At 54.2% G+C, this 24194-nt stretch carries 20 protein-coding genes; 6 read left to right on the forward strand and 14 right to left on the reverse strand.

Going from position 1 to position 24194, the window contains the following annotated elements; genetic code table 11:
• Window positions 1-519: 519 nt before the first annotated feature.
• On the forward strand, window positions 520-2307 hold the full coding sequence (locus KUE00_RS08415) for a glycoside hydrolase family 3 protein (protein ID WP_246759326.1): 1788 nt from the start codon (window positions 520-522) through the stop codon (window positions 2305-2307).
• A gap of 391 nt (window positions 2308-2698) precedes the next feature.
• On the opposite strand, the gene KUE00_RS08420 is transcribed toward KUE00_RS08415, so the two are convergent.
• The 11 genes from KUE00_RS08420 to KUE00_RS08470 form a co-directional block, all read right to left on the reverse strand.
• On the reverse strand, window positions 2699-3379 hold the full coding sequence (locus KUE00_RS08420; RefSeq protein ID WP_246759327.1) for an ATP-dependent Clp protease proteolytic subunit: 681 nt from the start codon (window positions 3377-3379) through the stop codon (window positions 2699-2701).
• Between the two features lie 137 nt (window positions 3380-3516).
• Window positions 3517-4191, reverse strand: coding sequence for a two-component system response regulator KdpE (gene kdpE / locus KUE00_RS08425; protein WP_246759328.1), 675 nt, complete (start codon window positions 4189-4191; stop codon window positions 3517-3519).
• Window positions 4188-6851 (reverse strand): two-component system sensor histidine kinase KdpD, encoded by a 2664-nt coding sequence (kdpD, locus tag KUE00_RS08430; protein WP_246759329.1) that lies wholly within the window; start codon window positions 6849-6851, stop codon window positions 4188-4190. The genes kdpE and kdpD overlap by 4 nt, the downstream gene beginning before the upstream one ends.
• A gap of 9 nt (window positions 6852-6860) precedes the next feature.
• Window positions 6861-7433, reverse strand: coding sequence for a potassium-transporting ATPase subunit KdpC (gene kdpC, locus KUE00_RS08435; protein WP_246759331.1), 573 nt, complete (start codon window positions 7431-7433; stop codon window positions 6861-6863).
• A 10-nt stretch (window positions 7434-7443) separates the two neighbouring features.
• Complete coding sequence (gene kdpB / locus KUE00_RS08440) at window positions 7444-9477, reverse strand: potassium-transporting ATPase subunit KdpB (protein WP_246759332.1); 2034 nt, start codon at window positions 9475-9477, stop codon at window positions 7444-7446.
• Complete coding sequence (kdpA, locus tag KUE00_RS08445; protein WP_246759333.1) at window positions 9474-11159, reverse strand: potassium-transporting ATPase subunit KdpA; 1686 nt, start codon at window positions 11157-11159, stop codon at window positions 9474-9476. Before kdpA ends, kdpB begins: the two co-directional genes overlap by 4 nt.
• Window positions 11159-11248: a K(+)-transporting ATPase subunit F gene (gene kdpF / locus KUE00_RS08450; protein WP_246759334.1), complete on the reverse strand. Its 90-nt coding sequence runs from the start codon at window positions 11246-11248 to the stop codon at window positions 11159-11161. Before kdpF ends, kdpA begins: the two co-directional genes overlap by 1 nt.
• Window positions 11249-11448: 200 nt before the next feature.
• Window positions 11449-11988 carry a GNAT family N-acetyltransferase gene (locus KUE00_RS08455; RefSeq protein ID WP_246759335.1) on the reverse strand — a complete coding sequence of 180 codons (540 nt, stop codon included), beginning with the start codon at window positions 11986-11988 and terminating at the stop codon, window positions 11449-11451.
• Window positions 11973-12266, reverse strand: coding sequence for a type II toxin-antitoxin system TacA family antitoxin (locus tag KUE00_RS08460; RefSeq protein WP_246759336.1), 294 nt, complete (start codon window positions 12264-12266; stop codon window positions 11973-11975). Before KUE00_RS08460 ends, KUE00_RS08455 begins: the two co-directional genes overlap by 16 nt.
• A 142-nt stretch (window positions 12267-12408) precedes the next feature.
• Window positions 12409-14370 carry a methyl-accepting chemotaxis protein gene (locus KUE00_RS08465; RefSeq protein WP_425523572.1) on the reverse strand — a complete coding sequence of 654 codons (1962 nt, stop codon included), beginning with the start codon at window positions 14368-14370 and terminating at the stop codon, window positions 12409-12411.
• Between the two features lie 87 nt (window positions 14371-14457).
• On the reverse strand, window positions 14458-16005 hold the full coding sequence (locus KUE00_RS08470; RefSeq protein WP_246759338.1) for a methyl-accepting chemotaxis protein: 1548 nt from the start codon (window positions 16003-16005) through the stop codon (window positions 14458-14460).
• Window positions 16006-16457: 452 nt separating this feature from the next.
• On the opposite strand from KUE00_RS08470, the gene KUE00_RS08475 reads away from it, so the two are divergent.
• From KUE00_RS08475 to KUE00_RS08485, 3 genes are all read left to right on the forward strand, one after another.
• Complete coding sequence (locus KUE00_RS08475; protein ID WP_246759340.1) at window positions 16458-17771, forward strand: CitMHS family transporter; 1314 nt, start codon at window positions 16458-16460, stop codon at window positions 17769-17771.
• A gap of 186 nt (window positions 17772-17957) precedes the next feature.
• Window positions 17958-18167, forward strand: a complete 210-nt coding sequence (locus tag KUE00_RS08480) for a DUF2767 family protein (protein WP_246759341.1) — start codon at window positions 17958-17960, stop codon at window positions 18165-18167.
• 98 nt (window positions 18168-18265) lie between these two features.
• On the forward strand, window positions 18266-18661 hold the full coding sequence (locus tag KUE00_RS08485) for a YgiW/YdeI family stress tolerance OB fold protein (RefSeq protein WP_246759342.1): 396 nt from the start codon (window positions 18266-18268) through the stop codon (window positions 18659-18661).
• Between the two features lie 135 nt (window positions 18662-18796).
• On the opposite strand, the gene KUE00_RS08490 is transcribed toward KUE00_RS08485, so the two are convergent.
• On the reverse strand, window positions 18797-19297 hold the full coding sequence (locus KUE00_RS08490) for a CinA family protein (protein ID WP_246759343.1): 501 nt from the start codon (window positions 19295-19297) through the stop codon (window positions 18797-18799).
• Window positions 19298-19393: 96 nt separating this feature from the next.
• The gene (locus KUE00_RS08495) at window positions 19394-19717 is read right to left on the reverse strand and encodes a hypothetical protein (protein ID WP_246759344.1); all 324 of its coding nucleotides are present in this window, start codon (window positions 19715-19717) and stop codon (window positions 19394-19396) included.
• Window positions 19718-20337: 620 nt separating this feature from the next.
• On the opposite strand from KUE00_RS08495, the gene KUE00_RS08500 reads away from it, so the two are divergent.
• Entirely contained in the window at window positions 20338-20511 is a 174-nt protein-coding gene (locus KUE00_RS08500; protein ID WP_246759345.1) for a con-10 family general stress protein, read from the forward strand.
• A gap of 635 nt (window positions 20512-21146) precedes the next feature.
• Entirely contained in the window at window positions 21147-21386 is a 240-nt protein-coding gene (locus tag KUE00_RS08505; RefSeq protein ID WP_246759347.1) for a hypothetical protein, read from the forward strand.
• A 393-nt stretch (window positions 21387-21779) separates the two neighbouring features.
• On the opposite strand, the gene KUE00_RS08510 is transcribed toward KUE00_RS08505, so the two are convergent.
• Window positions 21780-24176: a membrane-bound PQQ-dependent dehydrogenase, glucose/quinate/shikimate family gene (locus tag KUE00_RS08510; protein ID WP_246759349.1), complete on the reverse strand. Its 2397-nt coding sequence runs from the start codon at window positions 24174-24176 to the stop codon at window positions 21780-21782.
• Between the last annotated feature and the right edge of the window lie 18 nt (window positions 24177-24194).

Consider the following 24194-nt stretch of genomic DNA (forward strand, 5'->3'; position numbering starts at 1 on the left):
TTAACTTTTTGCTAAAGACAGGTTTTCCAGGTTAAAAATGTATGATTGCAAAAAAAGGGATAACCCGGGGTTTGACGACGCCGCTGCGCGCTCGCTTACTATTTTGTTAAGTTGGCTTAATCTTATTGTTCATTTTGTTGCGATATTTAGTGTATTGAATAACATAACCTACAGCGACGCGTTCCTTTTACCGCTGACCATTGTTATTCTTACGTTAGTTATAGCGTTAACGCTACTGGCTTTTTGTTGTCTGGATATCAAAAGATTAACATTCAGAATCAAGGGTTTATTTGGTATTATCCCTTCGCTGGTTATTTTGGTTTCTTCACTTTATATGCTGTTTGTACTTATTGATTTAATTTTATATTAATTTATTTCGCCAGCAATGTTAGCGTTTGCAGGTGGATTTATCGAACGGTAGCGCAATTTTATGTAAAAGAGAATCATTATTAAATAACCGGATGGCTTCTTCCATGTTGGCTGCTGGATGATGGTTGCTAAATGAAAAGGATAGCGGAAATGGATATTAAAGAAAGAGTGCGGGCTATGTCTCTGGAAGAGAAGCTGGGACAAAAAATAATGTTGGATTTTCGTTATTGGAACGCATCCGCTCACGTGCCGATAGCAATGACGCAACCGGAAGCGGATATCGCCGCTATTCTTCTTGATCATCATATCGGTGGCATCATTCTGTTTGCCGATAACCTGATAAATAAACAACAAATAGCCACGCTTACCGGTTGGTATGCCGCGTTAAAAACAGCTGGCGCGATCCGGCTGTTTATTGCAACCGATAACGAAGGCGGTGCCGTTTTTCGTTTGCCTCGCAGCGACTACGCTTCCTTTCCCGGTAATATGGCGCTGGCCGCTGTGCAGGACTGTACAGAGAAAAAACTGGCATTTGAGCAGGGAGCCTGTATGGCCCGGGATATGCTGTCGCTGCATATTAATACCAATTTTGCGCCGGTAGCGGACGTGAACAGCAATCCTGCTAATCCGGTTATCAACGTGCGCGCCTTCGGTGATAGTGTGTCACAGGTAACTGCGCTGGCACAGCAGGTAGCTGCGGGCATGCAGCAGCAGCAGTTAATGGTGGCTTATAAACATTTCCCCGGCCACGGCGATACCGCAACCGATTCCCATACTTCACTACCGCGGGTCAACCGCAGCCGGGAAGACGCACTGGCTATTGATATTGCCCCTTACAGACAGGCGATAGCGTCTGCTACGCCGCCGGATATGATTATGACGGCGCATATCCAGTATCCGGCGCTTGATAACAGTCTGGTCACAAACCAGAACGGCGAGAAAATTATTGTTCCGGCCACCATGTCCAGAGAGATTCAAACCGTTATCCTGCGCGACCAGCTGGGTTTTCAAGGGGTAACCGTTTCTGATGCGCTGAACATGGGGGCGATCGCAGATAATTTTAATCAGCAGGACGCGCTGCTGAAGGTTTTTGCCGCAGGGGTGGATATCGCTCTCATGCCCGTGAGCGTGACGTCGTCTCAGCAGGCAAAAAACCTGACGGCGTTAATCGCCAGCGTGGTAAAAAAAGTACATGAAGGCGTGATTAGCGAGGCGGAGATTGACCGTTCCGTTGAGAGGATTTTGACCTTAAAGCAGCATTATGGCCTGCTGGCGGATGAAAAAACGTCGCGGGGCGTTGATGGCAATAAGGGTCGCGAGCTGGAGAAGCAGATCGCCGATGGCGCTATTACGCTGGTAATCAATAAGCAAGCAGCCCTGCCGCTAAAGCCGACGCAGCGCTGCTTTATTCTTACGCCCGCGCAGGAGCAAGGCGCAGGCATTGCTGCCGTCATGGCTGAACAGGGTTATCAGGTGACGGCAGCGGACTTCAGCAGCCTGAACGAGGCGAATATCAGAGCGCAAATCGCGAGGTGTGACGTCTTTCTGTTTGGCACGCTGTCAACCAGCTATACGCCGGTTGAAGCCAGTGCCGATCGTATCAACGCGGGCGGTAACGGCGTGTCCGGCTGGCTGAATTACGCTGCGGAACAGCACAAAAAATGCGTCCATCTTTCGCTACGCGCGCCTTACGATATCGCTAACTATGCCGATCGAGTGGATGCCGCGCTGGCGGTTTATTCTTTCTATGGACTGGATAACGGCGTCTGGCGCGGCCCGGCCATGCGTTCGCTGGCTGAAATCCTGACGGGAAAGCGCGAGCCGCAGGGCAGGCTGCCCGTTACCGTGTGGAAAGAATGGGATGCAGCAACCGGCAGTGGTACCGTGGCTTTCCCACGAGGATATGGGCTTGGCTGGGAGCATCAGAACAAGCTATAAGATACGCTTTGTTATACGTTAAACGGCCTGTCCTTTTTAGCGTTATACGTTAAACGGGCTGTCCTCTTCGGCGGGTACGGCAAGCCGGAGCGCGCTACAGCGTTATCCGGCTACCCGAATCGGCGATTGTTTAGTGCCAGATATTACTTTTTAAGCGGTCGCGATCTGCCAGGGATGGTTACTTCGCTCCAGTCCGGCTTTCCGCCCGACATAATAGCTTCACGCTGCTGCTTGCTGGGTTTGGCGTTAATGACTGGCTGAGAAGGTGGAGAGCCTGGCCGTACGCTTTCCGGCTTAAAATTTTCTATAGCGCAGCCGGAAAACAGCCAAGGGGTAAACACTATGACGGAAAAGAAGCATTTCATTCAGTTATCCTTATCTGAACGTAGAGTTATTTTTTTTCATCGCTAATGGTGAGCGAAATATCTGCCTGTTTTAAAACGTCCGTGATGCCGGTAGCCATTTTCTTTGCTATAGCCTGTCTGGCATTTAACAGGACGCTTGACGATTCGCTGTAAACCAAAGCATCTGTTTCGCTATCGCTTAAATTAGTACACTTCTTATAAACGCTTTTGAACAGCTGGTTGCTCCGATCGTTCATTTCTTTTAATCGCGCAAGCTCATCAGGTTTCAAATACTGCCGGTTGATATTTTCTACCGAAGCCGGGTGGAGTAAAAACATAGCAGCAGGCATCACGAGACGCTGCTTTGCTGCACAGTACATCAGCGTGGCGGCGGAGGCCGTCATTGACAGGTTTACGGTAACAACTGGAATAGCGGAACTTTTAACGGCCTGAAAAAGCATATAGCCACTGTCCATGTCGCCGCCATAGCTATTGATGTAAAGGGTAATATCCTTGAGCGCCGGATAGTTGTGGTTCAGTTTTTCAAGCGACTCAATCAGCTCGAGAGAGTTATCGGCTTCGATGGAACCGTTGAAAATTATTCGGGCGTGCGTAAATTTGGCAGGTTTAATATCCGTTCGTTGCGAGAAGGAAAGCGCCGCGTTGGCGATGGAGGTAAAAGTGAGGATAAGGCCGGAGATGGTCGCTATGGTTGTTTTCCATTTCATATTAATCCTTAAAGACTTCTTTTTTAGCATCCAGTTTCGGGTGCAAAAGAGTAGCATTGAAGCGTTAATATAAAGTGTGATGGCGAGCCAATATTATTTTTTCTTTGTATTGCTGTGGGTAACAATAGCAGGTGATGCTAAAGCATAAAGCGATAGCCTATGCCTGTTTCCGTAAGTAAATGGCGCGGCCTTGCCGGATCGGTTTCCAGCTTCTGCCTTAAATGGCCCATATAAATACGCAGGTAGTGGCTGTGTTCGGACGCGTTAGGTCCCCAGACCTGTAATAATAGCTGGCGCTGGGTCAACACTTTGCCATGATTATTTAACAAGACGGTTAGCAGCCTGAATTCGGTCGGTGTTAAATGTAGCTCCTGCCCGGCGCGAGTAATACGCCGTGCGGCCAGGTCAACCTGCACATCGGAGAAGGTATAAAGCGGGTCCTGCGTATCGGAAAACGTGCGGCGCAGCGCCGCGCGTAGCCTGGCCTGCAACTCGCCAATGCCGAAAGGTTTACTCAAATAGTCATCTGCGCCAGCGTCCAGCGCGGCAATTTTATCCTGTTCGTCACTGCGGGCAGACAGAACAATCACTGGCCGCTGGCTCCACTGACGGAATTCCCGGATAAAAGTCAGGCCGTCGCCATCCGGCAAGCCTAAATCAAGAATGACCAGATCGGGTTTGCGGGTGGCGGCTTCCAGCAGGCCACGTTGCAGGGTCGGCGCTTCAACGACGCGCATCTCGTCATTTTCCAGCGCGATGCGCAGAAAACGGCTTATCTCTTTTTCATCTTCAATAATTACAATGGTTGTCACAGTTCTTCACCTGGGCTGGCAAACTCCGGTAGCGGCTCCTGCGGCAGCGTAATAACAAAGCTGGCGCCGCCCTCGGGTCGATTATGCGCGACAATAGTGCCGTTGTGTACTTCTACGATTGCCTGACAAATTGCCAGCCCCAGCCCGACGCCAGGGATCGCGGATTCCTTATCGCCCCGCGAGAATTTTGCAAACAGCGCCTGTTCCTGTCCCGGCGGCAGGCCGGGGCCGCTGTCCCACACCTCAATCTGCATCTCGCCCGCGCGGGTATAGCCTCTGATACCCACGCGGGCCTGTGGCCCGGCGTATTTCAGCGCGTTCTCCAGCAGATTCAGCAAAACACGCTCAAACAGCGGCCCGTCAACGTGGATCAGCGCCAGCGGGTCGGGCATCTCCAGTTCAATGTTATGGCTGCTGCGGCCCGGATCCAGCGTCGCCAGCGCGCTGCCCAGCATCTCTTCAAGCGTTAGCCACTCCTTGCGCAGATAGATGCCGCCCGTTTGCAGGCGTGCCATATCCAGTAGATTGTTAACCAGGCGCGTCAGCCTCAGCACGTACTGACGGATCTCGCTGGCCTGTCTGGCGTGAACAGAGCCTTCAGCGGCCAAATCCAGCGTCAGAATTTCCGCCTGGCCAAACAGTACGGTCAGCGGCGTACGTAAATCGTGAGAGAGCGCCGCCAGCAGCGAATGGCGCAGCTGTTCTCGCTCACCGGTCATGCGCGCCTGCTCTTCGCTGGCGGTAAGCTGTAATCGCTCCAGCGCGCTGGCGGTCAGCAGGATAACGGTATCCAGCAGCCGTACCTGTTCCGGGATCAGCTGCGGCTGCCTTTTCAGTTCAATCACCAGCACGCCAAAGGTCTTTCCCTCCGCACGCAGCGGCAAGATTTGATAAGAGACGCCGGGCAGGGTGTCGGTTCCCGCCCCGGCTGGCTGACCATGCTCATAGCTCCAGCGGACAATACCTTCATCCCACTGCAGATCGGAAGGCGGCGATTGCGGCACTAAACGGTCATGTTCATCAGGCAGCAGCAGTTCGCTGGTGGCCTGAAAGAGGGTATAGATAGCCTTCTGGCTTGCCGTGGCGATAGCCTGCGGCGCACGCGCTTTCGCCAGCGAGCTGGAAAGTTCATAAAGTTGCCAGGTGCGTCGTTCCCGATGGCGGGCGATGCGGGCCTGATAGCGCACGCCCGCCGTCAGGTTCCCTACAATCAGGCCGATGCTTAGCATCACGCCGAAGGTAAGCAGATACTGTGCGTCAGATACGGCCAGCGTGCCTTTTGGCGAGACAAAAAAGAGATCGAAACTGGCCACGTTGATCAGCGAAGCAAATACCGATGGCCAGCGACCGGCCAGCAACGCCACAATCACTACCGCCAGCAGATAGAGCATTACCAGGTTGGCGGGGTCGAAGGCGGATAGCCACCGGCTGGCGACAAAGGTTATTAACGCGCAGAGCAGCACCGCCAGCAGACAGCCGCGGATCCCTTCCTGCCATTTCTGGGCCGTCCTTGCCGTATTTTTTAAGCCGGACGAATCGACCGTTTTCTCGCCGGGCGCAACGACGATCAAATCCAGCTCGGGCGCGCGGGACGCCAGCCGTTCGGCCAGCGAAAGTTCGAACCAGCGTGTGCCGCCGCGCCCGATAACGACTTTGCCAAGATTATGCTCGCGTGCGTAACGCGTTATCGCCTTGTCCGCAGAGGTATCGGCCAGCACGGCGCTTTCCGCACCGAGCTGGCGGGCCAGCTTCAGCGCATCAAGCGCGTTGCTGCGCTGGTGTCTCGATCGCCGCCAGCCAGGGGTTTCAACGCAAACCGCATGCCATTCGCTGCCCAACTTCGCGGCAAGTCGCGCCGCCGTACGCACCAGCTTTTCATTGCCCTGGCTATGGCTGACGCAGAGTAAAATGGCATCTCGCGTATGCCACACTTTGTCCTGCACGCGCTCATCGCGCCAGGCCTGCATCTGGTTATCTACCCGTTCGGCAGTTCGCCGCAAAGCCAGCTCGCGCAGGGCGATAAGATTGCCTTTGCGAAAGAAATTTTCGGCGGCCTTGTCGGCGCGTTCGCCGCTATAGACTTTGCCCTGCTTAAGACGCAGCAGCAGATCGTCCGGCGGTAAATCGACCAGGATAACTTCATCCGCCGCATCGAAAACCGGATCGGGCAAGGTTTCCCGAACCTGAATGCCGGTTACGCCGTTGACCACATCGTTGAGGCTTTCCAGGTGCTGAACATTAACGGTAGTCAGCACGTCAATCCCGGCGGCCAGTAGCTCTTCCACATCCTGCCAGCGTTTGGGATGACGAGAACCGGGCGCGTTGCTGTGCGCCAGTTCATCCATCAACATCACCGCAGGATGGCGAGCCAGCGCCGCATCAAGGTCAAACTCTTCCAGCACGCGCTCACGGTACAGGCGCTGCCGGGCAGGCAGGTGGGGCAGGCCCTGAAGCAACGCCGCCGTTTCCTGGCGGCCATGGGTTTCCACTACGCCGATTAACACGTCCAGCTGTTGCGCTCGCAGACGCTGCGCTTCCTGTAACATTGCCCAGGTTTTCCCTACGCCAGCGCAGGCGCCAAAGAAAATTTTTAGCCTGCCGCGCTGGCGCTCGGTCTGTAGCAATAGCCTGTCGGGATTGGGGCGGAGCGAATCAGCCATGCCGGTTCCTTATTTTGCCTGGAGCGTATCCAGCGCCAGATTCAGCTCGGCTACGTTGACAAAAGGCTGGCCGCTGAAGCTGAACAAAGGATAGTGGGTATGGGCGGCGATCAGGCCGTTAAGTGTCTCTGGCGTCAGCTGACGGCTCTGCGCCACGCGCGCCACCTGCCAGCGAGCCGCTTCAGGCGAGATACCGTTATCCAGCCCGCTGGCGGAAGCGGTCACGAGGTCGGCTGGTACGCGACCAACGGCATCCGGATTCTCCTGGCGGGCGCGGGCGATGCGTTCGGCAATCATTCTGTTCAGCGCCGGATTGCCGACGGATAAATTACTGCCGCCGCTTGCCAGCGGATTATACGGGCTATCGGCGGTAACAGAAGGGCGGCCGTGAAAATATTTCGCTTCGCTGAAGGCCTGGCCGAGCAGGCTGGAGCCGCGAATGCCGTGCTGCTCCAGCAAAGAGCCGCCAGCCTGATACGGAAAAAACCACTGCCCCAACTGGGTGGTAAGCAGCGGATAGAGTCCGCCAGTCAGTAGCACCAGCAACAGCATAACCATCAATGCAGGACGTAATTGCGTCATGGAGAACTCCCTATAGCTGTAGCAGCAGATCGATAAGTTTAATGCCGACAAACGGCACCACCAGACCACCCAGACCGTAAATTGCCAGGTTACGGCGCAGTAGCGCGGCGGCGCTAAGCGGTTTATAGCTGACGCCTTTAAGCGCCAGCGGGATCAGGAAGATAATGATCAGCGCGTTAAAGATCACCGCGCTCAGGATAGCCGAGGAGGGCGAGTGCAGATGCATCACGTTCAGCGCCGCGAACTGCGGATAGCTGGCGGTAAACGCAGCCGGAATAATGGCAAAGTATTTTGCTACGTCGTTGGCAAGGCTGAAGGTCGTCAGCGAACCGCGCGTCATCAGCATCTGTTTGCCGATATGCACCACTTCGATAAGTTTGGTCGGACTGGAGTCCAGATCGACCATGTTGCCCGCTTCCCTGGCGGCCTGCGTACCGGAGTTCATCGCTACCGCCACGTCCGCCTGCGCCAGCGCCGGGGCATCGTTGGTGCCGTCGCCGGTCATCGCGACCAGCCGACCTTCGGCCTGATACTGGCGGATTAGCGCCAGCTTTGCTTCCGGCGTGGCCTCGGCCAGGAAATCATCCACGCCTGCTTCGGCGGCGATAGCGGCTGCGGTCAGCGGATTATCGCCCGTGATCATCACAGTACGGATACCCATTTTGCGCAGTTCGGCAAAGCGCTCCCGAATGCCGCCTTTAACGATATCCCGCAGAGCAATAACGCCCAGCACGCGGCAATTTTCCGCCACCACCAGCGGCGTACCGCCCTGGCTGGCAACGCGCTCAACCAGCTCGTCAATTTCTGCCGGAAAGGAGGCGTCGTTAGCGGTAACGTGGCGGCGAATAGCGTCCGCCGATCCTTTACGAATGCTGCGCTCCGGCAGGTTAATACCGCTCATACGCGTTTGGGCCGTAAAGGGGATAAAAGTAGCCTGTAGCTGCTCCAGGTTGCGTTCACGCAGCGCAAAGCGCTGTTTCGCCAGGATGACGATACTGCGGCCTTCCGGCGTTTCATCCGCCAGCGAGGCCAGCTGGGCCGCATCGGCCAGCTGTTGCTCTTCCACGCCTGACGCGGGAAAGAAGTCGGAGGCCTGGCGATTGCCCAACGTAATGGTGCCGGTCTTGTCCAGCAGCAGAATATCCACATCGCCTGCCGCTTCCACCGCGCGACCGCTGGTAGCGATAACGTTAGCGCCGAGCATGCGGCTCATTCCGGCCACGCCGATAGCCGACAGCAGGCCGCCGATAGTGGTAGGGATCAGGCAAACCAGCAGCGCAATCAGCACCGTGACGTTGACCGGCGTTCCGCTCCAGCCGGAAAAAGGCCATAGCGTTGCCGTTGCCAGCAGAAAGACCACCGTCAGCGCAATCAGCAAAATAGTCAGCGCGATTTCGTTAGGCGTTTTACGGCGGTTGGCTCCTTCGACCATCGCGATCATGCGGTCCAGAAAGGTTTCGCCGGGGTTAGCGGTGCAGCGAATGACCAGCCAGTCGGAGAGAATGCGCGTGCCCCCCGTCACCGAAGCAAAATCGCCGCCGGACTCGCGTATCACGGGAGCCGATTCGCCGGTGATCGCGCTTTCATCAACGGATGCGCCACCTTCTATAACCTCGCCGTCGCAGGGAATAATTTCGCCCGCGCTGGCCAGCACGATGTCACCTTTACGCAGATCGCTGGCGGCAACCTGTTCAGAAGGGGCGTCATGGCGGCCCTCCTTTAAGCGACGGGCAAACGAGGTTTTTTGCACGCTCTTCAGGCTGCTGGCCTGCGCTTTACTGCGGCCTTCCGCCAGCGCTTCGGCAAAGCAGGCAAACAACACGGTAAACCAGAGCCATACGCTGACGGCGGCGGTGAAAACGGCGTCGCCAGCCATGCCGCAGGCCATAGCCACGGCCAGCAGCGTGGTCAATACGCTACCGATCCAGACGATAAACATCACCGGATTTCGCCACTGCGCGCGCGGGTCGAGCTTACGCAGCGCATCAAACAGCGCCCGGCGCAGCATCGCAGGTTCAGGCAGCGCCTTTGGTTGACGACTCATCGAACAATCTCCGTATTCAGCAGGTGATCCGCAATCGGGCCTGAAGCCAGCGCGGGAATAAAAGTCAGCGCGCCCGTTAAGAGCACGGTGCCAACCAATAGCCCGATAAACAGCGGGCCGTGCGTGGGCAGCGTACCGGCGCCCACGGGCTGATGTTTTTTCGCGGCCAGCGAGCCGGCCAGCGCCATCACGGGAACAATCACCAGAAAACGGCCGGCCAGCATGCAGAACGCCAGCAGCAGGTTCCAGAACGGTGTGTTGGCAGACAACCCACCAAAGGCGCTGCCGTTGTTGTTGGCGGCAGAGGAAAGGGCGTAGAGCACCTCGCTGAAGCCGTGCGCGCCGGGGTTGAGCATGCCCGCACGCCCCTCAGTGGTCATCATCGCCAGCGCGCTGCCGCACAGCACCAGCGCGGGCGTGACCAGGATCGCCAGCGCCGTCATTTTCATTTCGCGGACGTCGATCTTTTTGCCCAGATACTCCGGCGTACGGCCAATCATTAGTCCGGCAATAAATACCGCCAGCAGGACAAACAGCAGCATGCCGTAAAGGCCGGAGCCAACGCCGCCAAACACCACTTCGCCAGTCTGCATCAGCCACATCGGCAGCAGGCCGCCCAGCGCGGTCAGCGAATCGTGCATGGCGTTGACCGCACCGCAGGAGGCCGCCGTGGTCACAACGGCATAAAAAGCGCTGGCAAGAATGCCAAAGCGGCTCTCTTTCCCTTCCATGTTGATATTCACCGCGCCAGCCTGGACCAGCGCCGTATTGCCCTGGCTTTCGGCCCAGAAGATGGCGGCGGCGCAAACAACAAAAATAATGGTCATGGCCGCGAGGATTGCCTTGCCCTGGCGTATATCCTTCACCACTCTGCCAAAGGCAAAGCAGAGCGCGGCAGGGATCAGCAGAATCGCCAGCATCTGCATAATGTTGCTAATGTCCGTCGGGTTTTCAAAAGGATGAGCAGAGTTGGCATTAAAGAAGCCGCCGCCGTTAGTGCCCAGCAGTTTAATCGCCTCCTGCGAAGCCACCGGCCCCATTGGCAACTGCTGGCGTGCGCCTTCAATGCTGGTGAAGGAAAGATAGGCAGAAAAATTCTGGATAACGCCTTGCTGAATAAGCAGTAGCGCAAACAGCAGCGAAAGCGGCAACAGCAGCCACAGCGTAATGCGCACCAGATCTTGCCAGGCGTTGCCCAGCGTAGTGGCTGACTGGCGCGAGAAGGCGCGCATCAACGCAAAAGCAACGGCAATGCCGCTGGCGGCCGAAAAGAAGTTTTGTACCGTAAGTCCGGCCATCTGGCTGAAATAACTTAGCGTCGACTCACCCGCATAGGCCTGCCAGTCGGTGTTAGTGATAAACGAAACGGCGGTATTCAGAGCCAGGTCCCACTTCAGACCGGGAAAATGCTGTGGATTGAGCGGAAGGTTCCCCTGAAAAAGCAGAATAGCCAGCAGCAGCAGAAAACCCAGCGCGTTAAACAGCAGAACAGCCAGCAGATAAGTTTGCCAGCGCATCTCACCGCGCAGGCCAGCTATGCGCCAGATAGCGGCTTCAATACGGCCCAGCAGCGGCAGCGGCCTGACGTCCACCAGCCGGGCGATAAGCCGTCCCAGCGGCCAGGCCAGCAGCAACAGCAGCAGCAGATAACTGGCCACCAGTAAAAATGCGGAAGCCGCCATCAGAAGGCCTCCGCATAAATCAGGGCATAAATCAGATAGGCCAGCAGCGTTACTACCAGCAGGACGCCGATGATTACTTCAGCACTCACGGTTCACCTCATTATTAGAAACCATCCGGTGAGTGTAAAAATCGGGCTGCAAAGATGTTGTAAAAATAAAAGGAGGGAATATAAAAAAAGTATAAAAATGCGGGGTGAGCGAAGATTGGCAGGTTAATATAGTTCAGGCATAGCTCAGACATTACCTGGCCAAATAAACATCATTTAATTTTGGCCAACATGCGCTGGAGTCAGAAAGGGAATCGTGATGCCAGACCGGAAAGTGTATTAGTGGGATAGAAATACATCAGGCGTGAGTCAGTCGTAGCGATTTTGATAAAACCAAGCTTTGCATAAAAAGCGCCGGCATTTTCATCCTTAGCTTCAGCAAAAAGAGAATAAACACCGATAGCCTGAGCCGCCACATAGGCTGTTTTTGCGGCATGCGCGACTAAAATTGCCCCTATCCCTTTACCCTGAAGCCGCCGGTCAACAGCAAGCCGACCTAAAAGGATGCAGGGCGTATTTTGGTAAGGTACCTGGCGCTGACGCGTTCCGCTCATACCCGACTTTTCATAAGATCCACTGGACAGAGTGTAATACCCCATGATTTCGGGAATGGGATCGTCAGAGAGAATGACCTGAGCACGCAGCATATTATTATTTTGCTGTCGCGCCAGACCAGTTTGCAAAAAGGTATCCAGTTCAGGACGACCACAGCTGAAATTGTCAGTGTTATAATGGGCCGCCGTGTTATAAGGGAAAATGCCGCGTTTTAGTTGTCGTTCCATTTCCAGGTTGATTCCTCATCCATGCGTTCAACTGCACGTTGAAAACGTTCATTAGGTGCCGGCATGCTATCAATTGCATGCATAACCTTATTCCATGATTCTTCCGTGAGCTTAATCCGACCGTTCTCTTGAATAACGGTTTCCGCACGCTCAATCGCTGACTCTGCAACGAATTGCGAAACAGTAACGCGCCGAAGGCTGGCCGCAGTCTCTATGCTGGCTTTAGAATCAGCAGATAGCCGCAGTTCAAGACGCTCTTTTTTAGCCAAAGCAGGCATTTTATGTACCCCGTGGTATAGAGATGACTCAAAGTATGTACGGCACTTTGCCGTACATACTCATTCTATGCGAATTGTCTAAACCGGGGCAAGATCTGTTGAGGATTTAGCCAAAGAGTGGCGTAGCCTCATCCTTAACGCATCAAGAACGAACCAGCTCCTGAAGAACCGTCAGCTGCGCGACAGCTCTGTGCATCGCATCCATACCGTCGGCGGCGTTCTTTAACCGATCGATATTCTCTGCCATGCCGTTACGTTCGGCGCTGTTTTGCTCGCTGAGGGTCGCAATCTGGCCGCGAGCGGAAAGGCTTTTTTGCGCCATATCTTCGGTAGTCGCAACGGTTTTAGACGCCGTTTTTTTAATCCGTGCGATGGTGGCGACCGTTTCGTTGATGCTGGCACGGGTGGCGTCAGCCTGCTCTTTCGACGAGCGGGCCAGGCGACGAACTTCTTCCGCCACCACGGCAAAGCCGCGTCCGGCTGAACCGGCGCGTGCCGCTTCTACCGCTGCGTTCAGCGCCAGTAGGTTAGTCTGGTCGGCAATGGTGCTGATACCGCTGGTGATCTGCGTAATGCCGTGCGAGATCTTCTCCAGCTCGCCAATTTCCCAGCCCAGCTCGTCCTGCGCCTGTAGCGTCACCGTAGCCGCATCGCCAATTTCACCAATATTGATCCCGGCCATATCCAGCGCTTCGCTCTGACGGCTGGTAGCTTTTTCCAGCAGCGGGAAGGTTTTAATAACCGGACTGATCTCCTGCTGATAGTCGATAACCTTATCAATAACTTCTGTTTGTAGCGTATGTAACGCTTCCCAACGGCGCAGAGAGCGCTGGGCGTAATGCCCTGCGTAGTCCGCATACTCAATAGGAAAGCGGCTCATAGCCTTAACGTCATGGTCGAAGAAGGCGAGGGCGGAAAGCGTCTGGTTGATCGGCACGCCAAAAATTTCGCCAAAGCTGGAGAAACCGGCAGCCGGTACGCCGTCGAACAGTTCCGCCGCAGGCAGGCTTTCCGGGTTGTTCAGTCGGCGCAGCAGACAGTCATTGAGCAGCAGACCCACAGGTTTCCCTTGTTTCGCCACAAACTTATCCCAGTCTTTACGCGTGGCGGCAACAAAATCGCCCGCTTCCAGCAGGTAAAGGCGATCGCCGAACTCCAGGTCACAGAAGAACGACAGGCTATCCGCATCGATTTTGGCGACAGAACGGATAAAATATTCGTCCGCAACCTTCACGCCAAAAGTTTTGCCCCTGAGCTTTTGCTCCAGCTGTTCCGGCTGGCAGCGCAGGTATTCTGCCAGAACTTTAGTGACCGGCTGCTGGCGGCCCTTAGCGTCAAACAAAGAGTTTACCGTACGTGCGACCGGATCGGCTTCCGCCACCAGCCAGCTTTGCGAAGTGGGCTGGAAGTTCTGGCTTTTAAAGGGTGCAAAGGATTTCCCTTTCGCCATCTGGCAGAAAACGATGACCGCTTTGTTTTGCAGCAGCTGGTTACCCGTCGCCATCCAGGTATCCTGGAAATCGGTGCGTCCACCGGCTGAACCGCCAATGGCCAGGCAAGGGAAGCGCCCGCTGTCATACCAGGCCTGCATTAAAAAGCCTTCTGAAGAGGAAAGACCATCGCAATAAATCATGGCAAACGTCTGCTCTGCGGAAAGCGGCATACTGACCTGCAGGCGGTCGAGCTGAGCGCGGATCCCGGCAATACGCTGGCTGACGCCCGCGCCGCGCGGGGCCTGCAGGTCAATGATATGCACCTCATGACGGGCGACGATCTGTTCCGGCAGCCACAGCCAGCTTCCCTGCGGGCCATTGGTGGCGCAGTAGGCGGAGCGGCCTTTCTGCGCACAAAGCGCGCCGGTGGAGGAAATAGCCATAACGGTACGGCCGGGCGCACTCAACTTTTGCCAGGCATCATTCACTTTGGCGAAGTTGGCTTCAGGCGGGACAAAGACCATCATCAGGCCTTTTCCCGCACCCGCGCCCAGCTTGCCAAAAGAGGTTGGCAGCTCGCGGCAGTCATAGGTTTTACTGACTGGTCGGGCAGCCAGTGGATTGATTCTTTTCGGAATCAGAGCGTTCCAGAAATCAGACAGTTTAGCCATGGTGGTCTCTTAAAATAGATGGCCCGTGACGAGCGGAGCCTGTTGTTATAGTCAGTACCCGGCGATGCTCTGCCGGGGCAGGTAAAATTAAGCGTCGGCAAGGCGGAAAGTGGAAACCGAATGGTTAAGGTGATGAACCTGCTCTTCCAGCGAGGCGGAAGCCGCTGCCGACTCCTGCACCAGCGCCGAGTTTTGCTGGGTCACGCTGTCCATCTCGGTGACAGCCTGTTCAATCTGGCTGATACCGCGACTCTGCTCGTCAGAGGCCGTAGAGATATGCTCCATCAGTACGTCAACCTGGCTAACAGAGGCGATAATTGCGCCAATGGCTTCGCCCGTACGGCTGACCTGTTGCGAACCCGCTTTGATATTAATGACCGATTCGGCAATCAGGTTTTCGATCTCTTTGGCCGCCACGGCGCTGCGCTGCGCCAGGTTGCGAACTTCACCAGCAACGACGGCAAAGCCGCGTCCCTGTTCGCCCGCGCGCGCCGCTTCTACCGCCGCGTTCAGCGCCAGGATATTGGTCTGGAAAGCGATGCTGTTGATCACGCCGGTAATGTCTTCGATCTTCTTCGAGCTGTTGTTAATCAGCCCCATGGTGACGATAACCTGTTCCGCGACCTGTTCACCGGTTTTGGCATTTTTCACCGCTTCGCTGGTCAGGCGGCTGGCTTCAAAGACGTTTTCAGTGTTCTGCTTAACCGTTGCGCCCAGCTCTTCCATACTGGCAGCGGTTTGCGTTAGCGCGGCCGCCTGCTGTTCGGTACGGGATGCGAGATCAACGTTACCTGCCGCAATCTCCTGCGAAGCATGCGCCACGGTCAGCGTAGAGTTACGTACCTGGCTAATAATGTCGGTCAGCGAACGGCGCATCTGCTCCATAGTGCGCATCAGATCCTGAATTTCACTGCGGGAGGAGGCCTGCACCGGCACCGGCGTATCCAGAATGCCTTGGGCAATCTGGCTGCAGTGCGTTTTGGCGCTGTCGAGCGGGCTAAGCACATAGCGTTTCAGGAACAGCAGCACGCCCGCGATGACCACCAGAAACAGCACGCCAAACGCGATAATCAGACCAATACCGAAGGTAAAATGCTCTTGCGCTTCGCTGTTCAGGCGTTTTGCATACTGCTCATGCAGCGCCAGCACCTTGTCGAGCACGATTTCATATTGCCTGTCGAGACTAATCACCACAGGAATCTGCGCCTTAAAGCGTTGCTGATCGTTTGCCCTGGCGGCGTCCATCATCGGATCGATACCCTGATGGCGATAGGCTTCATAAGTGGTGCGGTACTCATCAGCCAGGCCAGCCTCGTCAGCCAGTTTTGGCGCGGCCAGATAAGCCTGGAAAGCTTTATCCGCTTTGCCCAGCACCTCGTTTAGCCCGCTCATAGTCTGTTCAGACTGCAGGTTGCCGCTGTTTTCCATCGTTTTCATATATTCCATCAAACGCACGCGCAGCGTTCGGCTGTGGTTGATAGGGTCGATGATGGAAAGTACAACACGAATCTCTTTATTCACCGCATCAAGCGACGTATTGCTGCGCGTCAGCAGCCAGACGTTGGCAATCATGCTGGCGAAAAAAATCACAAACAGGAATGAGAGCACCAGCAGTGATGATCTTTTTAACGACATCTTAAGAACCTTAAAAGGGGATTTGATGCCTTGTCTATCGGCATATTGCGGCAAAGATTTAGCCAGACAGCGTGTTAAGCAGAAGAATATATTGCGTATTACGTATTATCAGGGATTTAAGCAACGATGACGCCGTCGCAGAGGGGGGTTAACACGGATGGGCAGTGAGGGCGTTACGGGGTTAACGACGTCGCTGTTGATCCTTATCACAATAACGGGCTCTGGCGACGTAGAAAGCCGATCCACATCACCCTTCTTTGTTAAAAAAATGATGAAATTTTATTACAGATTATTATCAGGTTTTACAGGGTAGAGCCTTAAAACAAGGCGTTACCTGATAAGGAAGTAACAGAAATCGTTTGTTTTTACATCTTATTACGTCTGACCGATAACTTTTACTGATGGTAACCAGGTCGGCAGATTTTATGAGCATCCGCAAGAGGGGAAGTAATGTGCTGACCATACTGGGTTTTGCGATGGTGACCTGCTTTATGTACCTGATTATGACCAAACGTATGTCGGCGCTGATTGCGTTGATCATCGTGCCGACGGTGTTTGCGCTGGCGGCAGGTTTTTATCACGGTCTCGGGGAAATGATGCTGAACGGCGTAAAAGCGCTGGCGCCGACGGGAGTGATGCTGACTTTTTCTATCCTCTATTTTGGTCTGATGATTGATGCCGGCCTGTTCGATCCGCTGGTACGTTTTATCCTGAAAATTGTGCGTGGCGATCCGCTTAAGGTACTGGTGGGAACGGCAATCCTGACGCTGCTGGTTTCGCTGGACGGCGACAGTTCCACTACCTATATGATTGCCGTGGCGGCTTTTTTACCGTTGTACCGCAAGCTGGGGATGAACGTGCTGGCGATGACTTGCCTGGTGAATCTGGCCAGCGGCATTATGAATCTGTCGCCGTGGGGCGGGCCAACGGCGCGCGCGGCTGCCGCGTTGCGGATCGATGCGCTGGATATTTTTATTCCCATGCTGCCAGCCATGTTTCTTGGCTGTATGACGCTGGTGGGTATGGCAGTACTGTTTGGCCTGCGCGAGCGCAAACGGCTGGGCGTGATAAAGCTTGATAGCCAGCATCTGGAAAATATTGAGCTGGGACTGGGCGATGCGCAAGAGTGCGCAGCCAACAGGCGGCCAAAAATGTTCTGGCCTAACTTTATTTTGACAACGGTACTGCTGGTGCTGTTAGTCATTGGGCTGATGCCAATTCAGATTCTGTTTATGCTCGCTTTTGCGATAGCGGTGATGCTGAACTATCCGTCGCTGGAGCAGCAGAAAGCGCGCATCAATACGCATGCGGGCAACGTACTGGCGGTAACATCGCTGATTTTTGCCGCCGGTATTTTTACGGGCATTCTGTCCGGGACCGGCATGGTGGATGCGATGGCGAAAAGCCTGCTGGCGATTATCCCTCACAGTTTCGGCCCTTATCTGGCCGTGTTTACCGCGCTGGTGAGCCTGCCTTTTACCTTTTTTATGTCTAACGATGCCTTTTATTTTGGCATTCTGCCGGTTATTGCCCAGACGGCGGCAAACTATGGTATCTCGGCAGAAGAAATTGCCCGCGCTTCGATTATCGGCCAGCCTTTTCACCTGCTCAGTCCGCTGGTGCCCTCGGTCTACCTGCTGGTAGGGCTGGCAAAAGTGGATATTGGCGATCACCAGCGCTTTGCCATCAAATGGGGGATTCTGGTCAGTATGGCTCTGCTGGCCGGGGGCTTACTTTTCGGCGCTTTCCCTTTCTATAATCGCTGAGTTTTATGGTTGTGAAGCCGTTATTTAAATAACGGCCTCCGCTATCGCCAGCTGAAGATGTGATCTGCCTCACACCATGCAGGCGCAGTCAGGCTGGCAGATGGCGGCATTGCTTCACCGGCGCAATACTTTTGATTGGTTTTCTTCTGCTAAGGGAACCACGAAGGTAAAATTCAGCGAGGCGCTATGAAACGTGACGTATTAAGTGAAGAGTATTATGACGAAGTCTGTCGGGTAATTGGCGATGCGGCTATCGTGCTGTCGGAAAGCGGCTATAACACCAGCCGGGACGTGCTGGCGGAGCTGCTGGTCAGAACACGCCACGATCGTACCGATGCGGATCGCGATGAACAGAAGGTTCTGGAGCACGCTATCCGGTTGATAAAACCTGATTAATTTCAATTTTTTTCATTTATTACCAGAAAATTGGCTGCTTTCTGCCAGGCTTATCTCATGAAAGGTTTAATCGGATTGTCATGTAGAAAGGAGTTACGATGAAAAAAGTGCTTACGCTGGCCGCACTGCTTGCCCTGAGCCTGAACGTAATGGCAGAAGATAAAGGTGGTTTTAAAGCGGGAGAGACGCCGCCGCCGCCGCACAAGCAGGATGCGGGTTATAAAGGTTCTGAAGATACTAACGAGAGCCAGATTAAACAGATCCATGCGCTAAAAGATGGGTCGTGGGTGACGCTGGAAGGTAACGTCATTAAGAAGGTGGCGGGTAATACCTATGCCTTCCAGGATAAATCAGGAAAGATTAACCTGGTGATCCCCGATACCGCCTGGGGCGGGAAAAAATATGATGCCAAAGATTTGATTCGCGTCAGCGGTTATGTGAAACACAAAGGCAAGCATACCGAAGTGGCAGTGAAAGAGATCGGCGATCCTTGATCGGGGCATAAGAGGGCGGTTTAAGGCCGTCATCGGTTTTTGCTTAAAGCTAAAAGGCGAGCCTTCGGGTTCGCCTTAATTTTGGGGCAACAGTCTGGAACATAGACGCCTTGTCATCTGTGAAAACATTTTCTGTTACTGGCAATTATTGCCGCCCAGCAGTTCTGTGAGATGCTCTAAAGCAAAAAGGGCGGCCTGGTTGACGACCTCTTCACAGTCGCCGGTAAAATGGCGCTGCAAGCTGTAAACTTTCGCGTCAGGCAAGCCCCAGCCAAACCAGACGGTACCGGCCGGGGTGCCGTCTTCGCCGCCGTCAGGGCCGGCATAGCCGGTCACCGCTATACTGACGGCCTCACCTGATACCTCTTTTGCCCCCGTCGCCATTTCCCGAGCGGTGGCCTCGCTGACTGCTGTATGGACCCGTAGCGTTTTCTCGCTAACGTGCAGAATGCGGTGCTTGGCGCTGTTCGTGTAGGTTACGAATCCGCTGGTGAAATAGCTGCTGCTGTCGCCTGCCGCCCCTAAAGCGGAGCTGATCAGGCCAGAAGTACAGGACTCGGCTGCGGCAACGCAAACGTTTTTTTCTCGCAATAGTTCGCCGAGCTTTTCGGCTGCATTTACCAGTTCCTTATTCACTCAAATCCCCCCACTTGGTCTTGATGAGTTCAGCGTACGCAAAAAGTATAGATAATTTTTTCTGATATCCCTGGCGGGTATAGGGCAAAATGCGCCTCAGGTAACCAATCCCGCCGTTTTCTTCGGCTCCAGGCTAAGCCATTCTTCAGGCAGAAAAATCTCGGTTTCCTGTAGCTCGCGTGACGGAAACCCATAATTTAGCTGAAATTCTGTTAGCCAGACGCTGTAACGGGCAAGCGCCGCTTCGCTCTCCTCGACAGGCACGGAGCCTACAAAAAGCCAGCAGGGGGGATCGGCGCTATCGCGCACGTAGAGTTCGGGGTAGGGTTTACCAGTATTTCCAGAAGGAATCAGACAAAGGTCTGTAAACCGGATTTTAGGCCATTTGCCCATCAGGGTAAAAAAGCGCTCTTTATCCATGCTTCACCCGCTTCTGCACAGTTAAGGGACTGGCCTCAAAGCAATAAATGCCGAGGTCAGCGTCGCTATTCCCTGGAGCAAGCCGGCAAAGCCGGTGAAAAAGAGCAAAAGTCGTTGTTCGGCTGGCCAGAGGCCAGCATGCGGTATGGCGAAGATAGTGTAAGAAGACGTTAATCAAGTCCAGCTGTTTGTGAGGTTTTTATCAGTTTCAGGAAATTTCTGAAAACATTTCTATGGCCTTAATTACGCTGCCTGAACTGCCTAAAAAACGCAGGAAATAAAAAAATGACGAAGCGGCAAGGGGTTATAACGAAGCGGCAGCGCTTGCTCTCCTTAATCTTTATTTAAGCAAATAGTTATTCAGCTAATATATAAAGCAACAAATTAGAGTTTGCCTGTATTAATAAAATAGTCTCCATGTGATTTTATTCCATTAATATGATACTTATCAACGGGTTGGGTGGAGATAATTTTTTCTTATATTTCTTCTGCCGTTTCCTTGCATTTATAAGCGCGACTGCTAGATTTAAATACGCAAGACGTTCACTGATATTTAACTCCCTGTGGGATTTATTTTAAAAGAAATCAGTGGGTTTATTTAACACGAAGAGGACATATGTATGACTCAGCATCGTGGTAATTCAAATTCGGGTAATTTTTCTGAAGATCGTGAAAAGGCGTCAGAAGCTGGTAAAAAAGGCGGACAGAGCAGCGGTAGCGGTAATTTCAAAAATGACCGTGAAAAAGCGTCTGAAGCCGGTAAAAAAGGTGGCGAGAAGAGCCATCGCAGCTAAAGAGTAAAGCGCCTGCCAGCGGGCAGGCTCACCGTCATCGCGTGACTCTCACGCGATGACGGTTAAGAGGTTTCCCTCAACGTTTTCTGCCACACTTTCCTGCCCTGATTCGTCTGCTCGTTCACATTTGCTATTCAGCTTACTTCTTCGATTCGACTCACTCTTTCTACAGAATTCGCTCTGTTGCATGCTTCGCTCTTCCTGCATGGCTTGCTCTGTCACATGTTTCACTGTTTATGCATCACTTACTCTGTTACGTGCTTAATTTTTTTTGCATAACTTACTCTATTGCATGCTTAATTTTTTGCATAACTCACTCTGCTGCATGCTTAATTTTTTGCATAACTCACTCTGCTGCATGCTTAATTTTTTTGCATGACTTGCTCCGTTGCATGCTTAATTCTTGTTGCATGACTTGCTCTGTTGCATGCTTAATTCTTTCTGTATGACCGACGCTGTAGCCTGCTTTACTCTTTCTCCTGAACGCACTTTACCCGGGCAGCCCTTGGGTTAGCGCCCGGCCTCCGCCGCTTCGTTTTCGCCAGGTTACGCTATACTTCGCATGCTATTAAGTGCGCAGAGCAGAGCGCGAGGAAATATGGGCAACTATCAGGCCCTGAAACAAGGAGCACAGAATGCTGAAAATGATCGCCAGCCTGTTTGCCAGCCCGGAGAGGTTGTTGAACGTAATGTCGCGGAACGATATGCAGGAAGCGAAGGATGATGGCGAGCGGATACTGATTGATGAAGATGGTGCCGCCTCGGTAAACCTGCAAAGCGCCGAGGTGCATGAAGACTTCGCCCGTCATGTCGAAATGCTCAGGCACACGCGCAAGACACCGCTTGACGACAATGACCAGCATCACGTTGAGTAACACCCAGGCTATACCTGAAAAAGCAGGCTATAGCAGCCAGTCATCTTGTCTTCTTGCCAGAGCCGCTACAACATCCTGCCTGCCTGCCTGCCTGCCTGCCTGCCTGCCTGCCTGCCTGCCTGCCTGCCTGCCTGCAGGCGCAGTAGGTTTCGTATAGCTTATGTCGTCCGCCAAACTTACTAGCGGTAGCGTTCGGCATTAGCTGCAAAAATTTGTTGTGCGGTTTATAGGCAATTCTGCTTTGTCCCCCCTTTGAAAACTAAAACCTCACGTAAAAAGTGAGGTTTTAGCTACTACTGCATTTCGGGTTTATTACAGGCTGACCTAAGAAAACATGCGCAGTCAGCCTGCGAAGCTAAGCTCTCCATCGGGAAGCTTCACCCTGATTAATAATCAGCTTTTCGGGAGCGCATAGGCGACCAGCGCATCGCCCGAGGTGGTGCCAAGGCCACCGTGACCACCCGCAGCAATGACCACATACTGACGACCATCTTCGCCAGTATAGGTAATTGGCGTTGCCTGGCCGCCCGCAGGAAGCTTCGCTTTCCACAGCTCCTTGCCGGTTGCTTCGTCAAAGGCGCGCAGGTAATTATCCGCCGTTGCGCCCATAAAGATCAGGCCGCTACGGGTAATGATATTGCCACCCATCATAAAGATACCGGTCGGCAGCGGGGCGTTGGTATGCGTGCCGAAGATATTCATATTCCGTGTGGTGCCCGCTGGTCTTTCCCAGGCGATTTTACGGCTGTTAAGATCGATAGCCACCAGCTTGCCCCACGGCGGTGCGCTACAAGGCGCGCCCAGTGCGGTCAGCCAGGGTTTGACTACCGCAGCCCAGCCGGTGCCATACTGCGGGCCGACAGCAAACTCTTTAGGTTTTGGATAGGACTGCCCGCTGGCCCAGCCAGCCCACTGCTTCATTAACCCCTGTTTGATAGCCTTATCGTGCGTCATCATCTCCATAAGGAAAGGAATGTAGCTGGTATTGGCAATCAGCAGGTGACGCTCTGGATCTACCGATGCGCCATACCAGTCCATCACGCCGTCAAAAGCGGGATAGGCGATAGAGGTACCTTCGGCTGGCGGCGTATACTGCCCCTGATAGCGATAGCGATGAAATTGAATACGGCATACCAGCTGATCGACTGGCGTGGCACCCCACATATCGGTATCTTTCAGGTTCGGCGGCGAAAGGTTCGGCATGCCGACAGAGTCTGGCTGGGTGGGTGAAAGGTGCTCGCCGGGCAGGGAAGGCGAAGTCGGAACCGGTTTCTCATTAACCTGCGCCAGTGGTTTTCCGGTGCGGCGATCCAGCAGGAACAGCTGACCCATTTTAGTGGTCTGCACCAGCGCCGGCACGGTTTCGCCGTTTTTACCCGGCAGGTCTACCAGCGTCGGGCCAATCGGTAAATCAAAGTCCCATACGTCATGGTGCACGGTCTGGAAATGCCAGCGCTCCTGGCCGGTGTGGGTATCCAGCGCCACCAGCGAAGTGGAGTACTTCTCGTCAAACGGACGACGTTTGCCACCGTAATAGTCCGGCGTTGCGTTGCCCAGCGGAATATAGATCAGCCCCAGCTTTTCATCAGCCGTATAGGTGCCCCAGCCGTTTGGCGTGCCGTGCGTGTACTCTTCGCCCGGCTTCAGCGGTGCATTTTGCGGCGTCCTGCCTAAATCCCATGCCCAGGAAAGTTGGCCGCTGTTTACGTCATAAGCCCGCACCACGCCGGACGGTTCGCCGGTGGTTTGATTATCATAAATCCAGCCGCCCAGCACAATTCGGCCATCCATCACCATCGGCTGCGAGGTAATAAAGTGGAAGCCCGGTGGCACCTGGCCCATATGATCGGTCAGGCTCACGTAGCCCTTATCGCCAAAGGAAGCACAAGGCTCACCGGTCTGCGCATTCAGCGCCACCATCCGCGCATTGCTGGTGGTGGTGATGATTTTTTCCGGACAGGTGGCGTCATCTATCGCCTTGCTGTAGGCCACGCCACGACAGGCGAGGTATTCATTAGCCGAAGTATCGACTTTAGGATCGAACTTCCAGCGCTGTTTGCCGGTGGTGGCGTCAAGCGCTATCACTTCACGGTGCGGCGTACAGATAAAGAGAGTGTTGTTTACCTTAATCGGCGTGACTTCAAAGCTGAACTCACGGCCCGCTTTGTCTTCACCTTTACGCATGGTGTCGCCGGTATGGAACTGCCAGGCGGGCTGAAGCTTGCTGACATTGGCGGGCGTAAGCTGCGTTAGCGGCGAAAAGCGCTGGCCTTCGGTCGTACGGCCGTAGTGCAGCCAGTCGTTACTGGTATCCGCTGTTGCTGTGCCGGTTGCTTGCGGTACGGCTTCGTGATGCACAAAACGAGTGGCGGTAACGTGCCAGCCAGACCAGAAAATGCCAACGATGGCGAGCAGATAAACAATGCCGGCGAGGGTTGCGGCACGGCGTTGTCCATGCATAACCGGACGAACAATCCACGGCATACTGCACCAGACGCCCAGCACGGCAAGCGCAAACAGGCGCGGCATTAGCTTCCAGCCGTCCATACCGACTTCATACAGTGACCAGGCTACGCAGATAAGGAAGGAAATCAGATAAAGCCACAGGCCAGCAGGGCGGCGTTTAACCATAAAAATGCCGCTCAGGAAGAAACCGGCACCAAAAACTACATACCAGGGCGTGCCGCCCAGCGCCGCCAGCCAGCCGCCGAGGATCAGAAAGGCCAGCCCAAACAGGCCGACCACAACCCCGGTAACGGATGGCCACGAAAACCATGAATTTTTTTGCATAGCGTCTTATTTAATGAG

It is taken from the genome of Erwinia phyllosphaerae (assembly GCF_019132875.1).
Classification (GTDB): domain Bacteria; phylum Pseudomonadota; class Gammaproteobacteria; order Enterobacterales; family Enterobacteriaceae; genus Erwinia; species Erwinia phyllosphaerae.

What these genes read in the sequence shown, in the direction of transcription:
- KUE00_RS08415 (WP_246759326.1), top strand. Translation starts at nt 520, where the DNA reads ATGGATATTAAAGAAAGAGTGCGGGCTATGTCTCTGGAAGAGAAGCTG.
- KUE00_RS08420 (WP_246759327.1), bottom strand. Translation starts at nt 3,379, where the DNA reads ATGAAATGGAAAACAACCATAGCGACCATCTCCGGCCTTATCCTCACT.
- kdpD (WP_246759329.1), bottom strand. Translation starts at nt 6,851, where the DNA reads ATGGCTGATTCGCTCCGCCCCAATCCCGACAGGCTATTGCTACAGACC.
- kdpC (WP_246759331.1), bottom strand. Translation starts at nt 7,433, where the DNA reads ATGACGCAATTACGTCCTGCATTGATGGTTATGCTGTTGCTGGTGCTA.
- kdpB (WP_246759332.1), bottom strand. Translation starts at nt 9,477, where the DNA reads ATGAGTCGTCAACCAAAGGCGCTGCCTGAACCTGCGATGCTGCGCCGG.
- kdpA (WP_246759333.1), bottom strand. Translation starts at nt 11,159, where the DNA reads ATGGCGGCTTCCGCATTTTTACTGGTGGCCAGTTATCTGCTGCTGCTG.
- KUE00_RS08455 (WP_246759335.1), bottom strand. Translation starts at nt 11,988, where the DNA reads ATGGAACGACAACTAAAACGCGGCATTTTCCCTTATAACACGGCGGCC.
- KUE00_RS08460 (WP_246759336.1), bottom strand. Translation starts at nt 12,266, where the DNA reads ATGCCTGCTTTGGCTAAAAAAGAGCGTCTTGAACTGCGGCTATCTGCT.
- KUE00_RS08465 (WP_425523572.1), bottom strand. Translation starts at nt 14,370, where the DNA reads ATGGCTAAACTGTCTGATTTCTGGAACGCTCTGATTCCGAAAAGAATC.
- KUE00_RS08470 (WP_246759338.1), bottom strand. Translation starts at nt 16,005, where the DNA reads ATGTCGTTAAAAAGATCATCACTGCTGGTGCTCTCATTCCTGTTTGTG.
- KUE00_RS08480 (WP_246759341.1), top strand. Translation starts at nt 17,958, where the DNA reads ATGAAACGTGACGTATTAAGTGAAGAGTATTATGACGAAGTCTGTCGG.
- KUE00_RS08485 (WP_246759342.1), top strand. Translation starts at nt 18,266, where the DNA reads ATGAAAAAAGTGCTTACGCTGGCCGCACTGCTTGCCCTGAGCCTGAAC.
- KUE00_RS08495 (WP_246759344.1), bottom strand. Translation starts at nt 19,717, where the DNA reads ATGGATAAAGAGCGCTTTTTTACCCTGATGGGCAAATGGCCTAAAATC.
- KUE00_RS08500 (WP_246759345.1), top strand. Translation starts at nt 20,338, where the DNA reads ATGACTCAGCATCGTGGTAATTCAAATTCGGGTAATTTTTCTGAAGAT.
- KUE00_RS08505 (WP_246759347.1), top strand. Translation starts at nt 21,147, where the DNA reads ATGCTGAAAATGATCGCCAGCCTGTTTGCCAGCCCGGAGAGGTTGTTG.
- KUE00_RS08510 (WP_246759349.1), bottom strand. Translation starts at nt 24,176, where the DNA reads ATGCAAAAAAATTCATGGTTTTCGTGGCCATCCGTTACCGGGGTTGTG.